We start from the raw sequence: 20,896 nt of genomic DNA, 5'->3' as shown, positions 1-20,896 counted from the left end.
GTGACAACAGTATGTCAAGTTTCGTAAAGATTTTTCATTTTAGCGAGATTTTCTTTTACAGCTTGTCGCCAGCTGTCCGGTTCAATAATTTCTGCATCAGCGCCCAACCCCAGGATAAAAGCAAGGATCCAGGGATCATCGGGCAATTCGAGACGAGCAGTGATATAACCGTCTTCACCACAATCCAGCTCAGCACCTGGAAAAGAATCTTCAACCCTGGTGCGTACCGCTGGAGAAAAGCGTAGAACAACAGCCTGTGAAGGGCCATAATTAAATTGAAAAAAACGATGGATATCACCAGGGTCGCGGACGAGGAACGAGCCCTCGGCAAGGCGAGGGCCTGAAATGCGTGAGAGACGAAAAACTCTAAAATCACCTCGTAGCCTGCAGTAAGCGAGGAGGTACCAGGCGTAGCCTTTATAAATCAGTGTATGGGGTTCCACTATGCGACTGGTGCTTCTGCCGGAAGCATCTTTGTAGCTGAAAGCCAACAGGTGTGTATCGTCGACAGCCCGCTGCACTATTTGCATAGTCTGATTAGGGGTTTCCATTGGACCCCAGGGGGTGAGATCGACAACAAAAGAAGGCTGTCGCCTGGGTAGTCTCGCGTCGTCGTCTTTAGGCAGGAGACTGACAAGCATCTCAATGATCCGCTGCAAATCCTTGTGCACCATTCCCTGATTGACACCCTGCAAGGTAGAGATCATAGCCTCCAGATCCCGCGGGGTGAGAAGCTGCCGGCTCAATTTGTAGCTTTCAGGGATTGCGAGACCACCCTCATACCCTTGACTGGTGATAATTGGAATACCCGCTCCGTTCAGGGAGGCAATATCGCGATAAATTGTGCGGATCGACACCTCGAAACGCTCTGCCAGCTCCTTGGCTGTTATCCTCCGACGATTGAGAAGGAGGACAATAATCGCCAGTAATCGTTCTATCTTCATAAGACAATCTTCTACGGAAAAAAATATGAGGGGTATGTAGTAAACCAGATGTGAAAACCTTTCATATAGTCCATAATTGCGGAAAATTCATCGCTAAGAAGATCTGTAAGGAAGAGAAGGTGGCGAACTACTGTACAATTTTCGCGTTAAATCTATAATTCCTCAGTATGAGCACTGCAAAGCACCAATGGGAGCTATCTTTAGGGACACACGCTGTTGTTATAAAAATCTGTGAATTGTGCAGCTTCACGTGCATTGTCCTGAATAGTCTCGTTGGCCAAGTCAGTAAAAATTTCGCTCTGATCTCCGACTGGCCCCGTGATACCTTCTTTACTCGCGTAAAACACACCGCTTTTATACGACTGATCCAGTAAACCATCGACAAATTGTTTTGCTCCGACTTCCACTTTGTGCATTTTTCCAACCAGACACATCACTCTTATCACCAGTTTGAACATGAGCGATTTAAATGACGAAGTAGAATTCGTGACTTCTGTACCTGCTGTTCCTCCCGGACTCATAGTAATGAGTCTCACATCCGGATATTGACGGGCAAGTGAAGACATCCACAGGGCACCCATGTATTTGACCGGAGCATACGGTTTTATTGAATCCGAATGCGATGTAAAAAAGAACCCGTCTGCGATAGTTGCAAATTCATTCACTGATGAAGTGGTTAAAATCGGGCGTTCATCCATTCCTGGAATTCCCCTTGCTGCTTCTGAGCTGACATACAGCCCAACTTTGGTCAACATCTTCTGTTTCAGCAATTTTTCCGCCAGCAGGACATGCCCCAACACATTGCCTGTTTATCCAGCCTGTTCCCAGCACCAAATGAGACTGTTATTGACATAGCGACAAATTAGGACTAAATTGTGGCATAATGCATCACTTTGATGCTTGCTGCATCAAAAACAGGAGGTCATTATGGGCACTGTATCATTAAGAATAGACCAGGACTTGGCACTTCAGGCAGAGCGTGAAGCCAGAATTCAGAATAGATCAAAGGCTAAGCAACTTGAATATTGGGCAAAATTAGGGAAAGCGATTTCGTCCAAATTAGATATTACAGATGCTTATGCCGTCTCTCAAGGCATAAAAACGATCAAACTCGAAATCCCGGCAGTAGGTCAGTCAATTCCCATTGATGCCGATGCTCTGTTCAACAATCTCGAAAACGACAGACGTAATGGTCTCCTTGCTGAAAAAGTTACAGGTGCGAAAGTGTACTATGAGGCAAGTCTTGAACATCCGGGTTACCTTGATCGCGTAGATTCCATCACTAAAGAGAGACAGACAGGTTCATTTAAAAATGGTGAATTCAAGGCAATCTAATGACGAACCCGAGACAACTCTGGGTGTTAGCTGGCGGAAATGGTGCGGGTAAGTCAACATTTTACAACCTGTATCTCGCCCGATATGGCATCAGGTTTGTCAATGCGGATCTTATAGCTCAGGATTTAGATACGAAAAATCAGGAAGCCATAAGTTACCAGGCCGCAACCCTCGCTGCAAAAATCAGAGAAGATCTACTCTCTCAGGGAATTTCATTTTGTTTTGAGACTGTCTTCTCCCATCCCTCCAAGATAGATTTTCTTGCCCAGGCAAAAGCCAATGGCTATCAAATCACTCTGGTGTATATCCATTTAGTGGACTCAAGTCTGAATGAGGCTCGAGTTCGGCAGCGTGTCTCTGAAGGGGGGCACAGCGTTCCGCCAGAGAAAATTCATTCGCGGATACCAAGAACGTTGCAACACGTCAAAACCGCCCTGTCACTCGTTGAAGAAGCAAGAATAATGGATAATTCATCCCGGGATAATCCATTTCAGCAGATCATAGTGATGAAATCCGGAACCTTTGAGCTTAAAACAAATCCTCTTCCTGAATGGGCGAAAGATTTGCTCCCCACGTAAAATCAGGGGACAAATTACTTTTTTGCCAGTGAGGCTTTTCACCATGGGCAATGCCAGCTTTGCCAATATGGTCAGGTCATCTCATCAAGGGAGAGCAGTTCATCCGGCTCTTCCTCCTTCAGGGCTCGTTTATCGATAGTTTTTTCCGGAGCCCTTATCATATCGTTTGCCAGTACCTCATGGAGCTGCTCTTTGATCAGCTTTTTCAAATAGCCGTCTTTTTCCTTGTCGGACAGATACCAGCCTTTATCCTGGGGCAGGTGTCATGCCAGATCTACAGAACCTGTACTGTTTATCGTGAGGACTCTCTCAACGATATTTTTCAATTCCCTGATATTGCCCGGCCAGGAGTATTGTTCCAGCCTGGTCAACGAACTGCTGTCAATGTTGATCTCGCGGGAGAGTTTCATATGCTTTGCATATTCATGGATGAAGGCATGAACCAGGAGAGGAATGTCCTCTTTTCTTTCCCGCAGTGGCGGAAGCTTAATGGGGAAGACATTCAGCCTGTAGAAAAGGTCCTCACGAAAGTCCCCATCTTGCAGCATGTTTTCCAGAGGACGATTGGTCGCAGCGATTATTCTGACATCGACGGGGATAGACTTATTTCCGCACACCCGTTCCACCACAAGCTCTTGGAGCACCCTGGGTAAGCGGACCTGTGCCTGGGCTGACAATTCACCCACTTCATCAAGGAAAAGGGTGCCTCCATCACCCCGCCGAAGGGCCAAACCTTTTGAAGTAATAGAGATCTTATATGCTCTGCCATGCGATGAACACGACCGGGGGAGCAATGAGGCAGGCGCGATGTAGGACATATCTCTATATCAGGCATCAATGGTATGATAATGTAGTTTTGTAAGCTATAAGATAAGAGATTGTTAAAAAATGCTTACGTGTTATGGCACCTGGTTTTCTTAATGAGGATCGGTCTGGTGAAGCACCATATGAACGCTTTCTGCAAGGCTGTTGAGGGTGTATGGTTTTTTAATGTGGCTGTCCAGGCCGAGTTCCTTCATTTGCTTTACCCGTGAGACGTCTGCATAGCCAGATACAAGTATCACTTTCTGGTCCGGTTGTCTGGTGATAATTCGGCGAAATGTTTCCAGGCCGTCAATTCCCGGCTCCATTATCATGTCCAGAAGGACCAGGTCGAATTTCTTGGTTTCAAGAAGGTCTACAGCCGCCTCACCGTTCATTGCGGTCTGGACAATATAGCCGAGGTAGGTGAGAAGGGAGGAGGCAATTTCACGCTGGACATTGAGGTCATCTACTACCAGTATTGCCTGACCGTTTCCTCTTTTCAGATCGGCTGCATCATACTCGCTCTCGGAAATAATCTCTCTCTGGGTGGCTGGGAAGTATATTTTAAACTCGGTGCCTTCCCCTTCCGCGCTGTTGACCTGGATATATCCGTCGTGTTCCTTGACGGTAGACCAGACGACCGGCATGCCGAGGCCGGAACCGCTCTGCCCCATTACCTTGTTGGTGTAGAACGGTTCGAATATCTTCCCGATATTTTCTGCCGGAATACCGATCCCGTCATCCCGGACGATAAGCATGGCGTATTCTCCTTCATTTACTGAGTCGTAGCCCGGGATGGGCAGGTCCAGATATTTATTTTCCAACAGAATCTCTACAAAACCTTTTTTGGAGATTGCCTCAGCACTGTTTGTGATAAGGTTCATCAACATCTTGCCCAAATGTACTGCTGAACCTTCAATTGCAAATGGCTTTTCCTTTTCGATAAGTCGAAATGTAACGTCAGGGTAACGATTGCAGAGATGGGCGTATTCCAGGCTGTTCATATAGTCCCCGACAATAGTCGAGAGGTTAACAACCTCTTTGATCGCAACATTCTGCCGGGCCAGGGTGAGAAGATCCTGGACAATCACTGCTGCTCGCTGACCTGATTTTTTTATCGTCTCAAGTGGTTTACACATTGGATCTGACCTATCAAGATTCGTCAGCATGAGTTCCGGATAATTAATAACCCCTGAGAGAATGTTATTGAGATCATGGGCTACACTTCCAGCCAGGGTGCCGATAACTTCCATGCGCTGTGCCCGTTGTAGTTTGTCTTCCAGGTGTTTGATCTCAGAGATATCGATAAATGCTTCAAGATACTGCTGTTTTCCTTCAAGGTATATTTTGCTGACCGTTTTGAGAATCGGTTTTTGGGTACCGTCCTCGCAGATGAGGCACTGTTCATCTTGGTAGATGTCTTTGCCGGACAACCGCATGGGGCAGCTTTTTATATCTGCGCTTCTTATAAACGAGTGGCATGGTTGCCCGATTATACGTTCCCTTGTTGTGCCTATCATCGATACAGCAGACGGGTTGATATCGTGCACCGTGTATTGCTCTGAGTCGATGATTATAATACCGATGGGTAACGAGGACATGATCTGTTGGATTCGGGCTTCTCGTTCAAGCGCCTTGGTTTCGGCCTGTTCCCGTTCAATAATTTCTTTTTCCAGTAATTTATTGGTGGTAATGAGCTTTTCCTGTTCGGCCCGGAGGGCATCGGTGGACTCTTCGGCCATTATGTATCGCTTTCTGAGCATGGCACTCATGGACATCTGGAGACGGACACCGAGAAGAACAAAAATGGCTCCTAAAAAGAATATAAGAGCAACAAACAGGTCTCCAATAACGTCGGTTCCAGTATAAATTGCCAGGGATACGGCCAGGTAACCAAGCAGGAAAAAGAATGTGAGTATGTGGTGTATCCTGTTGAACCAGCTAAGGGTTCGGGCCTCACGGCTGTCGAACCCTTTCAGGAAGCGGGATGATTTCAGAGCAAAGGTAAGGCTGATGGCCATGATGATGGCACCGGCCAGGATAAGGATGACTGAAGTTGTGGAAGAAGAACTCATAAAATAAGCCGATTGTCGGTGCCTTAGTCGGATAATTGACAGTACAAGTCCTGTAAAGCAAAAAATGTGCTGTATTGAGAGTATTTACCCTTAGCTTACTTTAGATCAGTTGGCTTTTTCCAATAATTATCCAAATATTTGCCAAATACTTATCTCCTGGCACTTGCTGTATCTTCGAAGGATTTACAGACGCAACCTGAGACCGGTAGCTGAACATCAAAAGAAATCAGTTCAGCTTTTACCGGCATGGAATAGGGTTGTTAGATATTCAGTAGGTTGTTGACCCTCTTAACAGCGCAAAAATCACCGCACATGGTACAAACCTCCTGCTCCTCCGGCTGGGAGGAATTTCTGTATTCCCTGGCCTTTTCAGGATCAAGCGAGTTCATGAATTGCCCTTCCCAGTCAAGCTTGCTCCTCGACTGACTCATCTTGTGGTCGATGGTGGCTGAACCTGCCAGTCCCTTTGCGATATCTCCAGCATGGGCGGCAATTTTTGAGGCCATGATTCCCTCCTTTACATCTTCAGCAGAGGGCAGTCGTAAATGTTCTGCCGGAGTGACATAACAGAGAAAATCTGCACCATGCATGGCAGCCACCGCTCCTCCAATAGCGGAGGTTATATGATCGTAACCCGGTGCGATATCAGTAACCAGGGGGCCGAGAACATAGAAGGGAGCATTGTGGCAGAGTTTTTTCTGTAACTGCACATTCATTTCGATCTCATGCAGCGGGACATGTCCGGGGCCTTCGATCATGACCTGTACATTTCTCCGCCAGGCCCTGCGGGTGAGTTCGCCGAGGGTAATTAATTCCTGGATCTGGGGAGCATCGGTGGAGTCCTTGATAGCCCCGGGGCGGAGCCCGTCTCCGAGGCTTATGCAGACATCATGTGCTTCGCAGATGTCCAGAAGTCTGTCGAAATGGGTATAAAATGGATTTTCCTTAGCATTTTTTTCCATCCACTCAAACAGGATGGCTCCGCCGCGGCTAACCATGCCACAGAGTCTCTCATTGGTTTTCAGGCTGGTTATGCATTTGGAGGTGAGGCCTGCATGGATGGTGATAAAGTCGACTCCGTTGGCGGCATGAATCTCAACAGTTTCGAACCATTCGTCGATGGTTATCTGTTCGGTGGGTTTGCCTGTACGGGTGAGGGTGTCATAAATGGGTACCGTACCGATCATCAAAGGGATTTCCTTAACTAACCGCTTGCGGAATCCTTTAGTGTCACCAGAAACACTAAGGTCCATGATTGCATCTGCTTGATATTTCATGGCAAGATGGGCCTTGCTTAACTCTGCCTCAAAGGAGCAGGCGTCCTTTGAAACGCCAAGATTGACATTAATCTTGGTCTTTAATCCCTGACCGACACCGACAGCTTTCAGGCAGTGATGATGCTTATTTGCCGGTATAGCAATCCGACCGGCGGCCACATGTGCCAGTAACTCTTCACGGCTGATAGTTTCGTTTTCCAGGACCTGTACCATCTGGGGGGTGACAAGCCCCTTACGGGCGGCATCCATCTGGGTAGTATAGGCAGTGTTCATTATCTTTCTCCTGACTCAATTGACCATTTTGAATGAAGGAGGTGCGTATTGTATGCCCTTGAATGAACCTGTGCAGAGCGAACGGAAAGGGAAAAGAATAGAAAAGGGGAGAAGACAATAATCCTGTTTTGAACACTTTCCCTACGCCGGTGCTAACCGAATCAGGTTCCAAGGGTTGAAGCGTTCCGCTTCTCTCAGCTATAAAAGCACCCCCAGTGATTTAAACTGAGTCTATTTATTTAGAATCGACCATGTTTGTCAACGCCTATTTTATAAGGCGTTTAAAAAGGATACAGATGGTAGTTGTAACGTGAAGAGGCATAAAAAAGAAATCGGGCAAACCGTACTTCCGCTGGCTTACCCGATGGGGGGGGGCTGAGTCATGTTTTGAAAGTGTGCTTGGGGTCACACACTTTATTTATTGCATATAATGTGCCATATTGAAGTGATTGCAAAGTTCATGATAGTGTGTTTCGGGAAAAGTACATATATTCAAGATGATGTGACATAGTGGTATATCTTCACAGTGAATAAGATCAGGTGCTTTTCGATGATTCAGACATTGAATTACATAATTGAATTACTGATAAGTAACCCCGATTACGTATTTGTTGATCGGGCCTTTGTTATTGTTCGACGCAGAGTGAAGGGCGGAACCCAGTTTTCATCGGATTATTGATTTTTCTTTGCCAATTCAGGCGTCAGCCCCTATCATTTAAAAAATAGTGAACTGTTCGAAAAGGGGAGTGACTGCATGAAAAAATTACTGAAAATTGCCGGATTTCTATTTCTTGGTATTGCCGTTCTTGGCGTCGTGGCCGTCGTGGTCGTATCCAAGCTGATTGATGTGGAACAATACAAACCCCAGATTGAAGCCAAACTGGCTGAGGCAAGCGGTGTACCTGTACATCTTGGCGGCAATCTGCAACTTTCCTTTTTTCCCTGGGTGGGTCTCTCTTTTTCAGACTTGCGTATAGGAAACCCGGAGGGGTTCAGTGCTGGGGATATGGTTACACTGGCTTTATTTGAAGCGCATCTCAAGGTGATGCCGCTGCTCTCAAAAGAAGTCGTGATAGACCGTATAGTTCTCGACAGTCCCGAAATCCATTTGGAGACGACAAAGCAGGGGATAGGGAACTGGATGTCTGTGGGGAACTCATCGGGGCAGGAAGAAGTACAGGAGAGAACGGAGGAACCTAAAAGTACAGCGGATGGTTTCGGATTGAAATCACTGGTGGTCGGTGAAGTCTCCATCGTCAACGGTGCTGTAACCTTTACTGACAATGCGGCTGGAATTACCAAGAAAGTGTCGGATATCACCTTGCGGTTGACCGATATAAGTTTTGATAAGCAGATTACCATGGAGTTCAACGTGGCATTTGATGGTCAACCGTTCGGTTTGCAGGGGCAGTTCGGTCCATTGGGGGCAAATCCGGGACAGGAAGATGTTCCATTTGACATTTCTCTGCATGCGGTCGAGGAGCTAGAAGTCCAGGTGAAAGGGGTATTGAGTAATCTGTTCACAGAGCTGGGATTTAAGGTGCAGATGGAAGTTAAACAATTTTCTCCCCGGACCCTGATTGGGAAAATTGATCCTGCACTGATACCTGAAACCAGTGACCCATCTGCTCTTGGTGCTCTGGCGTTGAAACTGGATATTTCGGGCTCCAAACAGCAATTGGCAATCAACAGCGGTGAGATGAAACTCGATGATTCTACGGTTTCCTTCACTGGTGGCCTGCCTTCGGTTTCACCGCCTCATCTGGTGTTTAAAGGCCAAATGGACACCCTCGATCTCGACAGGTATCTCCCACCCAAAGGTGAAGAACAAGCTGTGGGAGAAGAAGAACAGGCTGGGACAACACCGAAGGTGGTCGATTACGGCCCCTTTCGGACACTGGTTCTTGAAAGTGCATTTAAGGTGGGTAGTTTGAAAGTGCATGGGGGACGTATTGAAAACATAGATCTCTCGCTAACAGGTCGAGACGGGCTTTTCAACCTTGAACCTCTTACCTTTGATCTCTATCAGGGTAAAGTGGAAACTATGGTGCACGTGAACGTTCAGGGGGACAAACCGAAAACAAAGCTCGACGTAAATACATCCGGAATCATGGTCGGCCCTTTGTTAAAGGATTTTGTCGATAAAGATTTACTGGAGGGTGTCCTGGAATCAAGTGTATCACTTGACCTGGTGGGCGATACACCTGAGGAGATTAAAAAGAGTTTAAACGGGTCTGGAAATCTCATGTTTCGGGACGGGGCCATCGTGGGCATTGATCTTGCGGGAATGGTGAGAAATATCCAGACAGCTTTTATCGGAAGTGGTGCACAACAAAAACCCAAAACAGATTTCGCAGAACTGCAAGCCCCTTTTGTGCTGACAGACGGCCTGTTTTCTACGGAAAATATCTCCCTAAAATCCCCGTTATTACGGATTACGGTCAAGGGCTCTGCTGACCTCGTTGAGGAAAAACTGGATATGCGTATCCACCCGAAGTTTGTGGCAACACTCGTTGGCCAGGGAGATACCTTGAAGAGGTCGGGTTTGATGATCCCGGTGATCGTCGACGGAACGTTTCAGGAGCCGGAATTCAGTCCGGATGTTGAGGAGATGGTCAAAAGCCAGGTGGTTGACGAAGGGCTGGACAAAGTACTTGAAGAGAGTGGCCTGACGGAAAAAATCGTTCCCAAAGAGCAGGTCGACACGCTCAAAAAAGGGTTGAAAAGTCTGCTGCCTAAATTCTAGACCTGATATTTCGCGAATCGGGTTAGTTACCAACCTGGAACCAGGTGGCTTGCTCGATATCGAGGCAGGTGGAAAATAATCCCACAGGTATATGGTAGATATCTTGGAGTATTGTTTCTTACTTATCGGAGAATGGAATTCTGAGCATAACGAAGGTCTCGACCAAAAGGGAAGTTTTTTAGGATGGGACGAGATAGATTGCTCGTCAAGGCGTACAGGGTGATAGAGAGAGAAAAAAGGAACGACTCTTATTTCATCCTGTGAGCTTCCCATCCTGGAGCCGATACGTTCGATCCATTCGATTGGCCAGTTCAATATTGTGGGTGACCATGATGACAGCCAGGGACCTCTTGCGGCAAAGGTCTTGCAGGAGATTAAATACCAGGTTGCCTGCGCGGGCGTCGAGGTTACCTGTCGGTTCATCTGCAAGGAGCAGGGACGGGTTCATGATAAGTGCCCGTGCAAGAGCTGTTCGCTGTTGCTCTCCCCCGGAAAGCTCCCCAACCCTATGACTGGCACGATTACCTAATTCAACCTGATCGAGCAGGCCAAGAGCACCGGCTTCTATCTCACTCCCTTTTTTACCCGCTATCAGGGCGGGCATCATCACATTTTCGAGAGCACTGAATTCCGGCAACAGGTGGTGAAACTGGAAAATGAAACCGATTGACTTGTTTCTGAATTTGGCGAGCTGTTTCTCTTCGAGCTCCGATACTGATTTTCCCTCAAAAAACAATTCGCCGGACGATGGTTCTGCGAGAGTCCCGAGGATTTGCAGAAGGGTGGTCTTGCCGGAGCCGGATGCGCCCATGATGGCTGCCATCTCCCCGGCTTTTACGGAAATATCCAGGCCGTCAAGGACTGTGAGATCCGTTGCGCCACCGGTATATACCTTTGTGAGGGCACGGGCTTCATAGAGGGCGGTCATGACAGCACCTCCGCAGGTTTGACCTTTGAAGCTTTCCAGGATGGATAGAGTGTTGCGGTCAGGGTGATGATGATGGAACTCACAGCGACGATTGTCACATCGAGCGGCAGGACCTTGATTGGTAAGGTGGTCATCGGATAAACGTTGGAGGGGAGCTCGATAAACTTGTACCTGGAGAGGATCTCACATAAGCCAAGACCTCCGAGGACCCCGAAAATAGTGCCTGATATGCCAATGACCAGACCCTGCAGAAAAAAGATCTTCATAATAGAGCCGGAGGTGGCTCCCATTGATTTAAGTATGGCAATATCCCTCCCCTTTTCCATGACTACCATGATGAGTGCACTGATGATGTTGAGTGCGGCGACGAGGATGATAAGGGTCAGGCATATGAACATGCCTATTTTTTCAAGTTTAAAGGCGGCGAAGAGATTCTGGTTCATCGACATCCAGTCCTTGATGACAAATCCTGGCCCGAGATGTTCGCCTATGACTCTGCCGACAACATCCGCCTTGTTGAGGAGGTCATATTTGATTGTCACCTCAATGCCGTGGGCAATGTCGCCTTCACCGAGGAATTTCTGAACATCCTTAATGGCCATATAGGCAAGGGTGGCATCATACTCATACATCCCTGTTTCAAAAATACCGCTTACCCGGCAGGTCTTTACCTTGGGAATAACACCCATTGGCGTCAGTGGTCCGGAAGGAGATATCAAGCGAATCCTGCTGCCGGTGGTAACCCGCAGTTCACTTGCCAGGACTTTGCCCAGGATGATGGAGGGTACCCTGGTATCCTCAACCTGATCAAGGTCGTGGATGGATCCGGAAATCATCTGCTTTGAAAGACCGAGCACGTTTTCTGCGGTTGCCGGATCGATGCCACGCAACTGGACACCGTTTCCCCCTGCACTCGAACTGACAAGCGTCTGGGCATAAAGGTAGGGTGTTGCGCCGGTTACCTCCTTTACGGTCAGGATCTGTTCACGCACCTCGTGGTACCGGGGGATGGCTCCTCCGAATTGCTGAACAATGATATGAGAATTGATACCGAGGATCTGGTTGCGCAGCCCTTCGGTGAAGCCGGAATAGACAGACAATACCACTATCAGGGCGATGACTCCGACGGTTATGCCAACCACGGAGAGGAACGATATCAGTGAGATAAAGCCCTGTTTATGTTTGGCGCGAAGATACCTCCGGCTGATAAACCATTCATACATATCAGGAGTCCTGTTCTGCTGTCTCGGACTCCGTCTGTTTTTCCTGGGTTCCTGCTTCCGGTTTAAGATGCGGGAACAGAATAACGTCGCGGATTGAGGGCGCGTCAGTGAGCAGCATGACGAGCCGGTCGATACCTATACCTTCACCTGCGGCGGAAGGCATGCCGTATTCAAGAGCACGGACATAATCTTTATCCAGCTCTGGATGGATCTCATCATCTTCACCACGTTCTGCAATCTGTTTTTCAAAACGCCCGAGCTGGTCAACCGGGTCGTTGAGCTCGCTGAAGGCGTTGGCCAGTTCCCTGCCGGTAATAAACAACTCAAAACGGTCAGTCACCGCTGGATCCTCTTCATTACGGCGGGCAAGGGGTGAAACCTCTGTCGGGTAGGAGGTGATAAAGGTCGGATCAATGAGTTTTTCCTCTACCAGCAATTCGAAAAGCTCTGTTTTGGCCTTGCCTGGTCCTGCCTGGTTTTCCAGTTTGATACCTTTTTCCTTGGCCAGGGCGATAATCGCCTCGTTGTCCTGTAGCAATTCAGCATCAAGACCACCCACTTCGATCAGGGCTTCATCCATGGTCAGTCGTTTCCAGGGAGGTGCCAGATTGACCTCTGTACCCTGATAGTTGATCTGCATAGTGCCGTTGACTTGCTCACAAATTGAGGAGATCATGTCTTCCGTCAGGTCCATCAGGTCGTGGTAGGTGGCGTAGGCTTGATAGAACTCCAGCATGGTGAATTCAGGGTTGTGGCGGGTTGAGAGCCCTTCGTTCCGAAAGTTGCGGTTGATTTCAAAGACTCTCTCGAAACCGCCGACCAACAGCCTTTTGAGATACAGTTCTGGGGCAATACGAAGGAACAGGTCCATACTGAGGGCGTTATGGTGTGTCCTGAATGGTTTTGCGGTGGCACCACCGGGTACGGGCTGCATCATCGGGGTCTCTACCTCCATGAAATCCAAACCGTTGAGGTATTCCCGAACCAGTCTGATAATCTCCACCCTTTTCCTGAATGTCTCCCGGGATTCGGGAGTAACAATAAGGTCTACATAGCGCTGACGATAGCGTGTTTCCACATCGGTGAGACCATGCCATTTCTCGGGGAGGGGCCGTACCGATTTGGCAATCATGGTGATGGAGCTTGCCTGGATTGATAACTCGCCCATCTTGGTTTTGAAAAGTGTTCCTTCAACACCAACTACATCACCCACATCCCATTTCTTGAACTGGGCGAAAAGTTCATCACCAAGTTGATCCTTTTTAACATATATTTGTATCTGACCGCTTTTGTCAGAGATATGGAAAAAGGCAGCCTTGCCGAATTTACGCATGGACATGACTCGCCCGGCAACGGAGTAGGATGTGCCTTCCTCGTCGTGTTGCTGGGCTTCAAGAGTCTGACCCTTAGGCAGGAGTTCCGCCGCTTTGTTTTCGGGCTTGAAGCTGTTACTGTATAATTTAACGCCTAGTTCGGCGAGGGCTTCGGCTTTTTCCTTTCTCTGCTGTATGGTCTGGTTGTCTTTGGTCATTACGGCTTACATCCTTGAGATATCTTCTTTCTGCACGCAGGAAAACGAGGCAGTGTCGCCCCGCCTGAAAATATCCGCTTTGCAGAATCAGGTGATTCGATAAAAAAAGCGGCAGGAATCTGCCGCGATAAAAACAAAACTCTACGTAACATTTAAGCTACCCTTAACGGGAAAAGCACATGATGTCAATTCTTTTCAAGAAGAACAAGGGTCTCAATATGGTGTGTCTGAGGAAACATATCCACAGGCTGGATTTGGCGGATGGCAAAATCGTTTTTACAGAGACCATCAAGATCCCTGCAGAGGGTTGCAGGATCGCAGGAGATGTATACCATCCTTTTTCTGCAAAGGGCGGAGAGCTCGGCGGCGAGGCCCGGAACTCCCTGGCGTGGCGGGTCGATAATGAGGCAGTCGAAACATTGTTGTTCTGCTACCAGTTTCTCACAGATCTTGTGGATGGGGCTTTTTATAAATGTGGTGTTTGACAGTTCTGCCTTCTTACTATTCTTTCTGGCGCTGCGAATAGCCGATCCCTGCCCTTCGACACCTATGAGTGATTTTCCCTGTCCGGCCAGGAAAAGAGAGAAATTTCCCATGCCGCAGTACAGGTCGAGAATGGTGTCTTCTTTTTGAATATCCGCAAAATCTACAACTTTCTCGATGAGGTGCTGGTTTTGCTCCAGGTTCACCTGGCAGAAGCCATTTAACTCCCATTCGAGTCGGTACGGCATTCCACCGATCTGAAGTTTCGGATATTCGACGGCCATATCAACAGCACATTCTTTTGGAGAGGCGGGGGTTAAGGGGAAATCATCCCCTGAGAAAAAGATTCTGTCCAGATTTGGTATGGAGAGTCGAAGCATATCGCTTTTCGCGAAATCAGCCGGCCGTGGTTTGCGGGTTTTCTTCAGCAGCAGTGTGACCATGCCGCTTTCCGGGTTCCAGCATAATTCCAGTTCCCGGCAGGTCGCAAGTAGTTTGTCCATGTCTTCCGACTCCACAAGGCGTCCCAGTACTTGATTGATTTCGGGCCGGGCAATTGGGCAGGCTGATACTGCGACAAGTCGGTGGCTATTGTGCTGCAGGTAGCCGATCATCTTTTCTTCGTTTACCTGCAGCCGGATTCTCTGCCTATAATATAAGGGGTGTGGTGCGGGCAAAGTTGGTTGAATCATGGTTTCGACCCCGGTTCCCCGGTCTCGAAATTGTCGCTTCATGAGGTCGATCAGTACCTTACGTTTAAGTTGTAACTGCAGTTCGTAGGAGGCATGTTGCAGGTCGCATCCGCCACAGGTCCCATAGTGTTTACAGGCAGGTTCGATCCTTCCCGCTGAGGGGAGTTCCGGTTCCTCCAGTTCACCAATAAGGAAGTTTTTCTTTTCCTTCTTGATTTTGGCGGTAACTCTTTCACCAGGCAAGGCATGGCGGACCATAATTTTGCGACCGTCGGGTAATTGTCCAAGTCCATATCCTTTATTGATAAAATCGGTTATTTCTATTGACTGGTGAATCATCTTTAAAATCGAGTCAGGTTGTGTAAAATGCCGCAATTATGTAAACCCTTTTTGCTATAGGGTGTGAGAAATTGTTAAACCTCTGGATATCAGTACTAATAAATTGAACGTGTATTGTCGAATCCTTTTCATATGTCTCTTTATGCTTGTACCCGCCGGAGTATTCGGTGCGGTCGGCGTTGATATCACTGTTACCGGTGTGGAGGGTGGGTTGTATGAAAACGTTCTTGCCCACCTTTCCATTTATCGGCATCGTGAAAGTGCACGTCTGACAACGGCAGATGTCAGACGGCTGCATAAAAAAGCGAAGGGTGAAATTGCTTCGGCACTTGCCCCTTTTGGTTATTACCAACCGCAGGTTGTGGGTCGTATGGAGAGGGATGGTGATACATTCACCGTTTTATATGAGGTGGATAAAGGTGAACCTGTTCGGGTGAGGAAGGTCGATATTGTTGTTGAAGGTGACGATGAGGCCAAGGATCTGCTCTTTGCCGTGCGTGAGCAGTTTCCTTTGCAGTCAGGTGATATACTTAATCAGTCCATTTATGAAAGAGGGAAAAAATCCATAATACGTACCGCCTTTAACAATGGTTATCTGGAGGCTGCATACCGGGATCAGGAACTGCGTATTGACCGAAAGAACAAGGAAGCGGATATTGTACTCAATCTGAGGATGGGGGCGCAGTTTGTCTTTGGTGAGACAATATTTGAGGAGAGCGGTGTACAATCGGAACTCCTTCGTGAATATATTCCCTATAAGAAAGGCGATCCGTATAAAACTTCGGAGCTGATTGAGTTCCAGAAGATACTCTACAGGACGGAATATTTCAGTAAGGTGATCGTTGAAGGCAGGGTCCAGGATAGACGTGAACTCGTAGTGCCGGTAAGGGTCTATTTTTCGACTCCTGAAAAATTAAATCTGTATTCCATTGGGTTAGGGTATGCCACAGATACAGGCCCAAGAGCCAGGTTTGAATGGCGAAACAAACTGTTAAATGAAAAAGGGCATACCCTGCTCGGAACAGTCCAGGTAAGTGAAACGGATTCGATGTTGGGATTTGATTACAAGGTGCCCTGGGGGAACCCTAATAACGACAAGATTGCTTTCAGTTCTTCCTACACCGATCAGATCTGGGACGATACGGAGACACGCCTGATCTCTCTTGGTATCGGACTCGAACACAATACCCGGTTTATGAGTCATGGCGGCTCTCTTGAATATCGTGATGAGGATTACAGTGTGGGACTGACCGAAGGCCATGTACGCCTGGTTGTACCAGGTTTTACCACAAACATGATTATGGCTGACAACCTGCACATCACTAAATATGGTATCCAGATATCGACGAGTGTCAGTGGGGCTGTAGAGGGTGCTGGGTCTGACGTTACCTTTGTTAAAGGCATTATCGGCGGGAAGGTCATTCTCTCACCGTTTGATGGCTGGCGGTTCATTGGACGGGGCAGTATCGGGGCAACGGTTGTTGATTCCATAGACGACTTGCCGCCGTCACTGCGATTTTATGCTGGTGGCGACCAGAGTGTACGCGGCTATGGCTACAAGGCAATCGGCCCTGAAGATGAGTCTGGTGCTGTGGTGGGGGGCAGGTATCTTGCTGTTGGCAGCATTGAGGCGGAAAAGGAGTGGAAGCAGGATTGGAGCATTGCCGCCTTTTGGGATGTGGGGAATGCCACAGATGATCTCAGCCTTGATTTCAAGCAGGGTGCGGGTGTTGGTGTCCGGTATCGACTTCCGTTCGGGCAGGTTCGGCTGGATATGGCCTGTGCCTTTCTCGAGGACGACCTGCCAGTGCGTCTGCATCTGACTGCGGGAGCAGATCTGTGAAAAAAGTTCTTGTAATAATTGTGCTCCTGGCCGTTCTGTTTTTTGGTGCAGCCGGCTTTCTGCTGACCACCGAGAGAGGCACGCGGTTTATGGTTGGTTTTGTTGACGGGATAAGCGGTGGAGCTGTTAGTGTACAACGCGTTGAGGGCAGTGTGCTCTCCGGTTGGGTCCTGGGAAATGTCTCCATAAATATTCCCTCTTTGAAGGTGGATATTTTTGAGCTGCAGATGAAGTGGCAACCAGGCCGTCTGAAAGAGAGGGAACTGGTAACCGATAGACTGGGAATTCAAGGGCTCTCCATCCGACTGCAAAAAAGTGGTGAAAGTACGTATCCGAAAAAAATCCCTTCTCTGCCGAAACCCGAGAAGCTACTGCTGCCGGTTACTCTTGTGATTGATACGATTGAGATCAACAATATGACCGTTTGGGATACAGACGGTTCTCAGTTGGCTGCCGTTGAGCACGTTCAATTCGGTGGTGGGTATCATGACGGGCGGCTGGAAGTGCAGGAATTATCCCTGTCCTCTGCCGGCAACAGCCTGGACATGAAAGGAGTGCTTGATACAGACAGGTCCTGGCAGCTTGATTTTTCCGGGAGTTGGGCCTCGGTGATACCTGATACGATCCCTACGGCCGGTTCCTTTACGGTTACCGGCACGGTTGAAAATCCTGTCATTAAGGCAGACCTGGTACAGCCCTCATCCGTTCATTTCGAGGCACGGCTCAAGAATCTTTTGGAAAAACCGCAATGGAGCGCTCAGGCCCAAGCCAATGAATTGCAGCTCGGTTCTTTTTTTTCGCCGCAGCAGGATATCGTTATCCACTCAGATGTTGATTTCAGAGGTGATCTGCAAACGTGGTCCGGAAAGGTGTCAGGGGAGCTCAGTGGCCCCGATATAGAGCGTGCGGATATTTCCCTTGATGTCGAGGGAACCAGGGAGTCCATGAAACTTGTCCGGGGAATGGTTGATACTCCGTACGGAAAGATAGAACGTTTAGAAGGGTCCCTGGAGTGGCAGGATGAACTGCGTTGGCAGGCAAGCATAGACCTGGCGGAGCTGACCCCCGGCATATTTGGTAAAAAATACGATGCGCAATTGTCTGCAAAACTCCATTCCTCAGGTGTCTATCGCCGTGACAACCCTCTTGTCGCTGAAATGCGCATTGAATCATTTAAGGGCATTATACACGGCCACCCGCTTCACGGTGAAGGAACACTCAAGGTCGCTGGTCACCAGGTAGAGCTGACTCATCTGGATATCTATAACGGTCCGGCGCATATCGCGCTTACCGGCGCGCTGGGCTACAGTCTGACCGAGTCGGCCATGCCCCTGCTCGATTGGACTGTTGGTTTGCAGCTTGCCGAATTCGACCCATCCCTGTTCCTTGATGAATATCCCGGAGTAATAGACCTGAGGGTCATGAGTCGTGGCACAATTGCACAGGGTGCGATTCAGGCTGATATCGACCTTCAGGAGTTGAGTGGTGAAGTCAGGGGCTTCCCTCTTTCCGGTAGTGGAATCGGCACGATTCGTAACGACAGTCTCGAACTGGAAGAACTGCATTTTACCAGCGGCCGTTCGGAGATCCGAATGAGTGGCAGGGTGGACGATACTCTCGGTATGTCTGTTCGTGTCCTTTCACCGGATATCGGAGAGGTCATTGCGGGGGCCGGCGGAGAGGTGAGCCTGCAGGGCACTATTCAGGGTTCCCGTGCTCTTCCTTTGGTTGATATGGAACTGCGCGGTAGCGGGTTGTATATCGAAGGCGGCCGTATCGAATCTATTATAGGAACCATGAAAGGCAGTCCTGATTTCGGGAGTGATCTTGTGTTTTCCCTTTATGCCCGGGATATCACGTCTGGTGATACTGTGATTAATGATATGGGCATACGACTCTCGGGCTCCGCTCAAAATCATGCTCTTCAGGTTACGGTCAAAAGCGGACTCCTTACTATGGTGACTGAAGGCGACGGGACATTTGACGAAGAACTGGTGTGGAACGGGATCCTGAAAAAGAGTGACTTGAAAATCAGAAACGGAGGTCACTGGAATTTGATCCGAAAGGCCAGGCTGACTGTTTCCTCTTCCGGACTATCCATGGAGGATTTCTGTTATTCCGGTACGGGTCAGCAGGAGGATATCTGCCTGCAGGGGGGATGGCAGAGTGAGAGTCAGCAATGGCAGGGGAAACTCAGGTGGAATGGGCTTAATCTTTCCAGATTTGACACCGAGCCATTTTTATCCGAACAGCTCTATGGCCGGACGGAAGGCGCGATATCTGCTGAGGGAAATTTGGAAGAGGTGTCCCTGGCCCAGGCGCATATTGGTCTTTTCGATAGCTCAATAGGCAGGAAGGGAGATAATGGTGACTGGGAGTTGGCAGATGTGGAGAGCCTGATGCTGGATGCAACCCTCTACAATGGTAAACTTCAGGGGGGACTGACAGTGCATATGGCTGATAGCAATAGCGCGGATGCAACCGTTTCCATTGTTGATTTCGGACGATTCGGCCAGGATATTCGGTTCACTGAAATTTCCGGAGCGATCAATCTCTCAGCCAATAATCTTGATTTTGTAGCTCCGTTAACGGAGTATTATGTCTATCCCTCGGGTGCCCTGACCGGCAAAATAGATCTGTTCGGAACCCTACTGGATCCGCAGGCTGCCGGTACGTTGGTGTTGCATGACGGTGTAATCGATTTCCCCACGTTTGGAGTACAGCTTGAGGATGTGGTTTTTAATGTTGTTGGCGAGAGCAATGTGCTGACTATCAGCGCGCAAGGGACATCTGGTCCCGGCAGGCTTTATGCAGATGGCAGCCTTACCTTCGGGCTCAATGATCTGTTGGGGGAATTTAATTTCGGCGGAGAAAATATCGATACCTTTCGTCTACCGGAATATGAGATCCGCGCCAATCCGGACTTACGGCTTGTTTTCGATACCGATGGCGGAGCTCTTTTTGGGACATTGTTTATTCCATATGCCTTGTTGACCCCGGAAAAGATGACCAATTCGCTCTCTGAATCAGATGATGTCGTGTTCCTTGACGACGAAGATGACAGGACGGACACCGGCTGGTTTTTTAAGACCTTGCTCGATGTCGAGTTGGGAGATGATGTGCGGCTCGACGGTTACGGCATCGCAGGATACCTGCATGGGGAGTTGCAGGTGGAGAAACTATCGGGTTCTTTTGTTACCGGCACTGGGGTGCTCACCATGCAGGATGGCCAGTTCTCAGTCTATGGCAGAACACTTGATATTGAAAGGGGACGCGTCTTCTTTGGAGGAGGCCACATTGATGATCCCGGTGTTGACGTCCGCGCCCAGAAGGTTGTCGCCGATCAGCAAGCGGGACCCAACGGTATAACCGTTGGGGTTGATGTGAGCGGGACCGCTGAGAACCTTGACTTCAAGCTTTTTTCCGACCCCTATATGGATGAAAGTGATATCCTGGCCTATATGGTAGTTGGCCGCTCCATGTCCGATACCTCCTCCGGTGATGAAAATATTCTCAGCTCTGCCGCCATGGCGCTTGGCATAAACCAGGGGACAGGACTCATTCAGGGGCTGACCTCTATCCTGCCGGTGGATGATGTCTATTTTGAGGGAGCCACATCCGGGGAACGGTTGTCGCTGGTTGTGGGGAAGAGATTGACGGATGAAATCTTTATCGGGTATGACCATAATTTTTTCGATCAGCTGGGTGAGGTAACCATCCGATATGAGCTGGGTCGGGGTTTTTATGTAGAATCGAGAACATCTGCCGATGCGACGGGCGCTGATCTGCTTTTTTCTTTTGAAAGATAACCTGTTTGGTTTTTGG

Annotated in this window: 15 protein-coding genes and 1 riboswitch; of the genes, 5 read left to right on the top strand and 10 right to left on the bottom strand. The window is 48.7% G+C overall.

Features of this window, described 5'->3' with window-relative positions; all coding sequences use genetic code 11:
• Positions 1–14: 14 nt before the first annotated feature.
• Together GA520_RS13915 and GA520_RS13910 are read right to left on the bottom strand one after the other, a co-directional pair.
• Entirely contained in the window at positions 15–944 is a 930-nt protein-coding gene (locus GA520_RS13915) for a YafY family protein (protein WP_163338310.1), read from the bottom strand.
• Between the two features lie 200 nt (positions 945–1,144).
• Positions 1,145–1,744, bottom strand: a complete 600-nt coding sequence (locus tag GA520_RS13910; RefSeq protein WP_163338311.1) for a hypothetical protein — start codon at positions 1,742–1,744, stop codon at positions 1,145–1,147.
• Between the two features lie 127 nt (positions 1,745–1,871).
• On the opposite strand from GA520_RS13910, the gene GA520_RS13905 reads away from it, so the two are divergent.
• The gene (locus GA520_RS13905) at positions 1,872–2,279 is read left to right on the top strand and encodes a ParD-like family protein (protein WP_240910152.1); all 408 of its coding nucleotides are present in this window, start codon (positions 1,872–1,874) and stop codon (positions 2,277–2,279) included.
• Positions 2,279–2,857, top strand: coding sequence for a zeta toxin family protein (locus GA520_RS13900; RefSeq protein WP_163338312.1), 579 nt, complete (start codon positions 2,279–2,281; stop codon positions 2,855–2,857). Before GA520_RS13905 ends, GA520_RS13900 begins: the two co-directional genes overlap by 1 nt.
• Positions 2,858–2,928: 71 nt before the next feature.
• On the opposite strand, the gene GA520_RS13895 is transcribed toward GA520_RS13900, so the two are convergent.
• The 4 genes from GA520_RS13895 to thiC form a co-directional block, all read right to left on the bottom strand.
• Positions 2,929–3,066, bottom strand: coding sequence for a hypothetical protein (locus GA520_RS13895; RefSeq protein WP_163338313.1), 138 nt, complete (start codon positions 3,064–3,066; stop codon positions 2,929–2,931).
• Positions 3,067–3,120: 54 nt separating this feature from the next.
• Positions 3,121–3,675, bottom strand: coding sequence for a sigma 54-interacting transcriptional regulator (locus tag GA520_RS13890; RefSeq protein ID WP_163338314.1), 555 nt, complete (start codon positions 3,673–3,675; stop codon positions 3,121–3,123).
• 99 nt (positions 3,676–3,774) lie between these two features.
• Entirely contained in the window at positions 3,775–5,736 is a 1,962-nt protein-coding gene (locus GA520_RS13885) for a response regulator (protein ID WP_163338315.1), read from the bottom strand.
• Between the two features lie 260 nt (positions 5,737–5,996).
• Complete coding sequence (gene thiC / locus GA520_RS13880) at positions 5,997–7,286, bottom strand: phosphomethylpyrimidine synthase ThiC (protein ID WP_163338316.1); 1,290 nt, start codon at positions 7,284–7,286, stop codon at positions 5,997–5,999.
• A gap of 120 nt (positions 7,287–7,406) precedes the next feature.
• A riboswitch (TPP riboswitch) is annotated at positions 7,407–7,510 on the bottom strand.
• Between the two features lie 530 nt (positions 7,511–8,040).
• Between thiC and GA520_RS13875 the strand changes: the two genes are divergently transcribed.
• A complete protein-coding gene (locus GA520_RS13875) occupies positions 8,041–10,032 on the top strand; it encodes an AsmA family protein (RefSeq protein ID WP_163338317.1) in 1,992 nt (663 codons plus the stop codon).
• A gap of 253 nt (positions 10,033–10,285) precedes the next feature.
• Here the strand turns inward: GA520_RS13875 and GA520_RS13870 are convergent, their stop codons facing one another.
• The 4 genes from GA520_RS13870 to GA520_RS13855 all read right to left on the bottom strand — a co-directional run bounded on the left by GA520_RS13870 (position 10,286) and on the right by GA520_RS13855 (position 15,228).
• Complete coding sequence (locus GA520_RS13870) at positions 10,286–10,960, bottom strand: ABC transporter ATP-binding protein (protein ID WP_163338318.1); 675 nt, start codon at positions 10,958–10,960, stop codon at positions 10,286–10,288.
• Entirely contained in the window at positions 10,957–12,183 is a 1,227-nt protein-coding gene (locus tag GA520_RS13865; RefSeq protein ID WP_163338319.1) for a lipoprotein-releasing ABC transporter permease subunit, read from the bottom strand. Before GA520_RS13865 ends, GA520_RS13870 begins: the two co-directional genes overlap by 4 nt.
• 1 nt (position 12,184) lies before the next feature.
• Complete coding sequence (gene lysS / locus GA520_RS13860; RefSeq protein WP_163338320.1) at positions 12,185–13,714, bottom strand: lysine--tRNA ligase; 1,530 nt, start codon at positions 13,712–13,714, stop codon at positions 12,185–12,187.
• Positions 13,715–13,899: 185 nt separating this feature from the next.
• Positions 13,900–15,228, bottom strand: a complete 1,329-nt coding sequence (locus GA520_RS13855; protein WP_163338321.1) for a class I SAM-dependent RNA methyltransferase — start codon at positions 15,226–15,228, stop codon at positions 13,900–13,902.
• 142 nt (positions 15,229–15,370) lie between these two features.
• Here GA520_RS13855 and GA520_RS13850 point away from each other — a divergent pair, with 142 nt between their 5' ends.
• A complete protein-coding gene (locus GA520_RS13850; RefSeq protein WP_163338322.1) occupies positions 15,371–17,071 on the top strand; it encodes an autotransporter assembly complex family protein in 1,701 nt (566 codons plus the stop codon).
• Positions 17,068–20,880 carry a translocation/assembly module TamB domain-containing protein gene (locus GA520_RS13845; RefSeq protein ID WP_163338323.1) on the top strand — a complete coding sequence of 1,271 codons (3,813 nt, stop codon included), beginning with the start codon at positions 17,068–17,070 and terminating at the stop codon, positions 20,878–20,880. The genes GA520_RS13850 and GA520_RS13845 overlap by 4 nt, the downstream gene beginning before the upstream one ends.
• Positions 20,881–20,896 lie beyond the last annotated feature (16 nt).

Source organism: Desulfopila sp. IMCC35008 (genome assembly GCF_010646885.2).
Lineage (GTDB): Bacteria > Desulfobacterota > Desulfobulbia > Desulfobulbales > Desulfocapsaceae > Desulfopila.
The sequence above is the reverse complement of the archived record's forward strand: the minus strand, read 5'-3'. Positions and strand labels throughout refer to the sequence as shown.

What these genes read in the sequence shown, in the direction of transcription:
- GA520_RS13915 (WP_163338310.1), bottom strand. Translation starts at nt 944, where the DNA reads ATGAAGATAGAACGATTACTGGCGATTATTGTCCTCCTTCTCAATCGT.
- GA520_RS13905 (WP_240910152.1), top strand. Translation starts at nt 1,872, where the DNA reads ATGGGCACTGTATCATTAAGAATAGACCAGGACTTGGCACTTCAGGCA.
- GA520_RS13900 (WP_163338312.1), top strand. Translation starts at nt 2,279, where the DNA reads ATGACGAACCCGAGACAACTCTGGGTGTTAGCTGGCGGAAATGGTGCG.
- GA520_RS13890 (WP_163338314.1), bottom strand. Translation starts at nt 3,675, where the DNA reads ATGTCCTACATCGCGCCTGCCTCATTGCTCCCCCGGTCGTGTTCATCG.
- GA520_RS13885 (WP_163338315.1), bottom strand. Translation starts at nt 5,736, where the DNA reads ATGAGTTCTTCTTCCACAACTTCAGTCATCCTTATCCTGGCCGGTGCC.
- thiC (WP_163338316.1), bottom strand. Translation starts at nt 7,286, where the DNA reads ATGAACACTGCCTATACTACCCAGATGGATGCCGCCCGTAAGGGGCTT.
- GA520_RS13875 (WP_163338317.1), top strand. Translation starts at nt 8,041, where the DNA reads ATGAAAAAATTACTGAAAATTGCCGGATTTCTATTTCTTGGTATTGCC.
- GA520_RS13870 (WP_163338318.1), bottom strand. Translation starts at nt 10,960, where the DNA reads ATGACCGCCCTCTATGAAGCCCGTGCCCTCACAAAGGTATATACCGGT.
- GA520_RS13865 (WP_163338319.1), bottom strand. Translation starts at nt 12,183, where the DNA reads ATGTATGAATGGTTTATCAGCCGGAGGTATCTTCGCGCCAAACATAAA.
- lysS (WP_163338320.1), bottom strand. Translation starts at nt 13,714, where the DNA reads ATGACCAAAGACAACCAGACCATACAGCAGAGAAAGGAAAAAGCCGAA.
- GA520_RS13855 (WP_163338321.1), bottom strand. Translation starts at nt 15,228, where the DNA reads ATGATTCACCAGTCAATAGAAATAACCGATTTTATCAATAAAGGATAT.
- GA520_RS13850 (WP_163338322.1), top strand. Translation starts at nt 15,371, where the DNA reads ATGCTTGTACCCGCCGGAGTATTCGGTGCGGTCGGCGTTGATATCACT.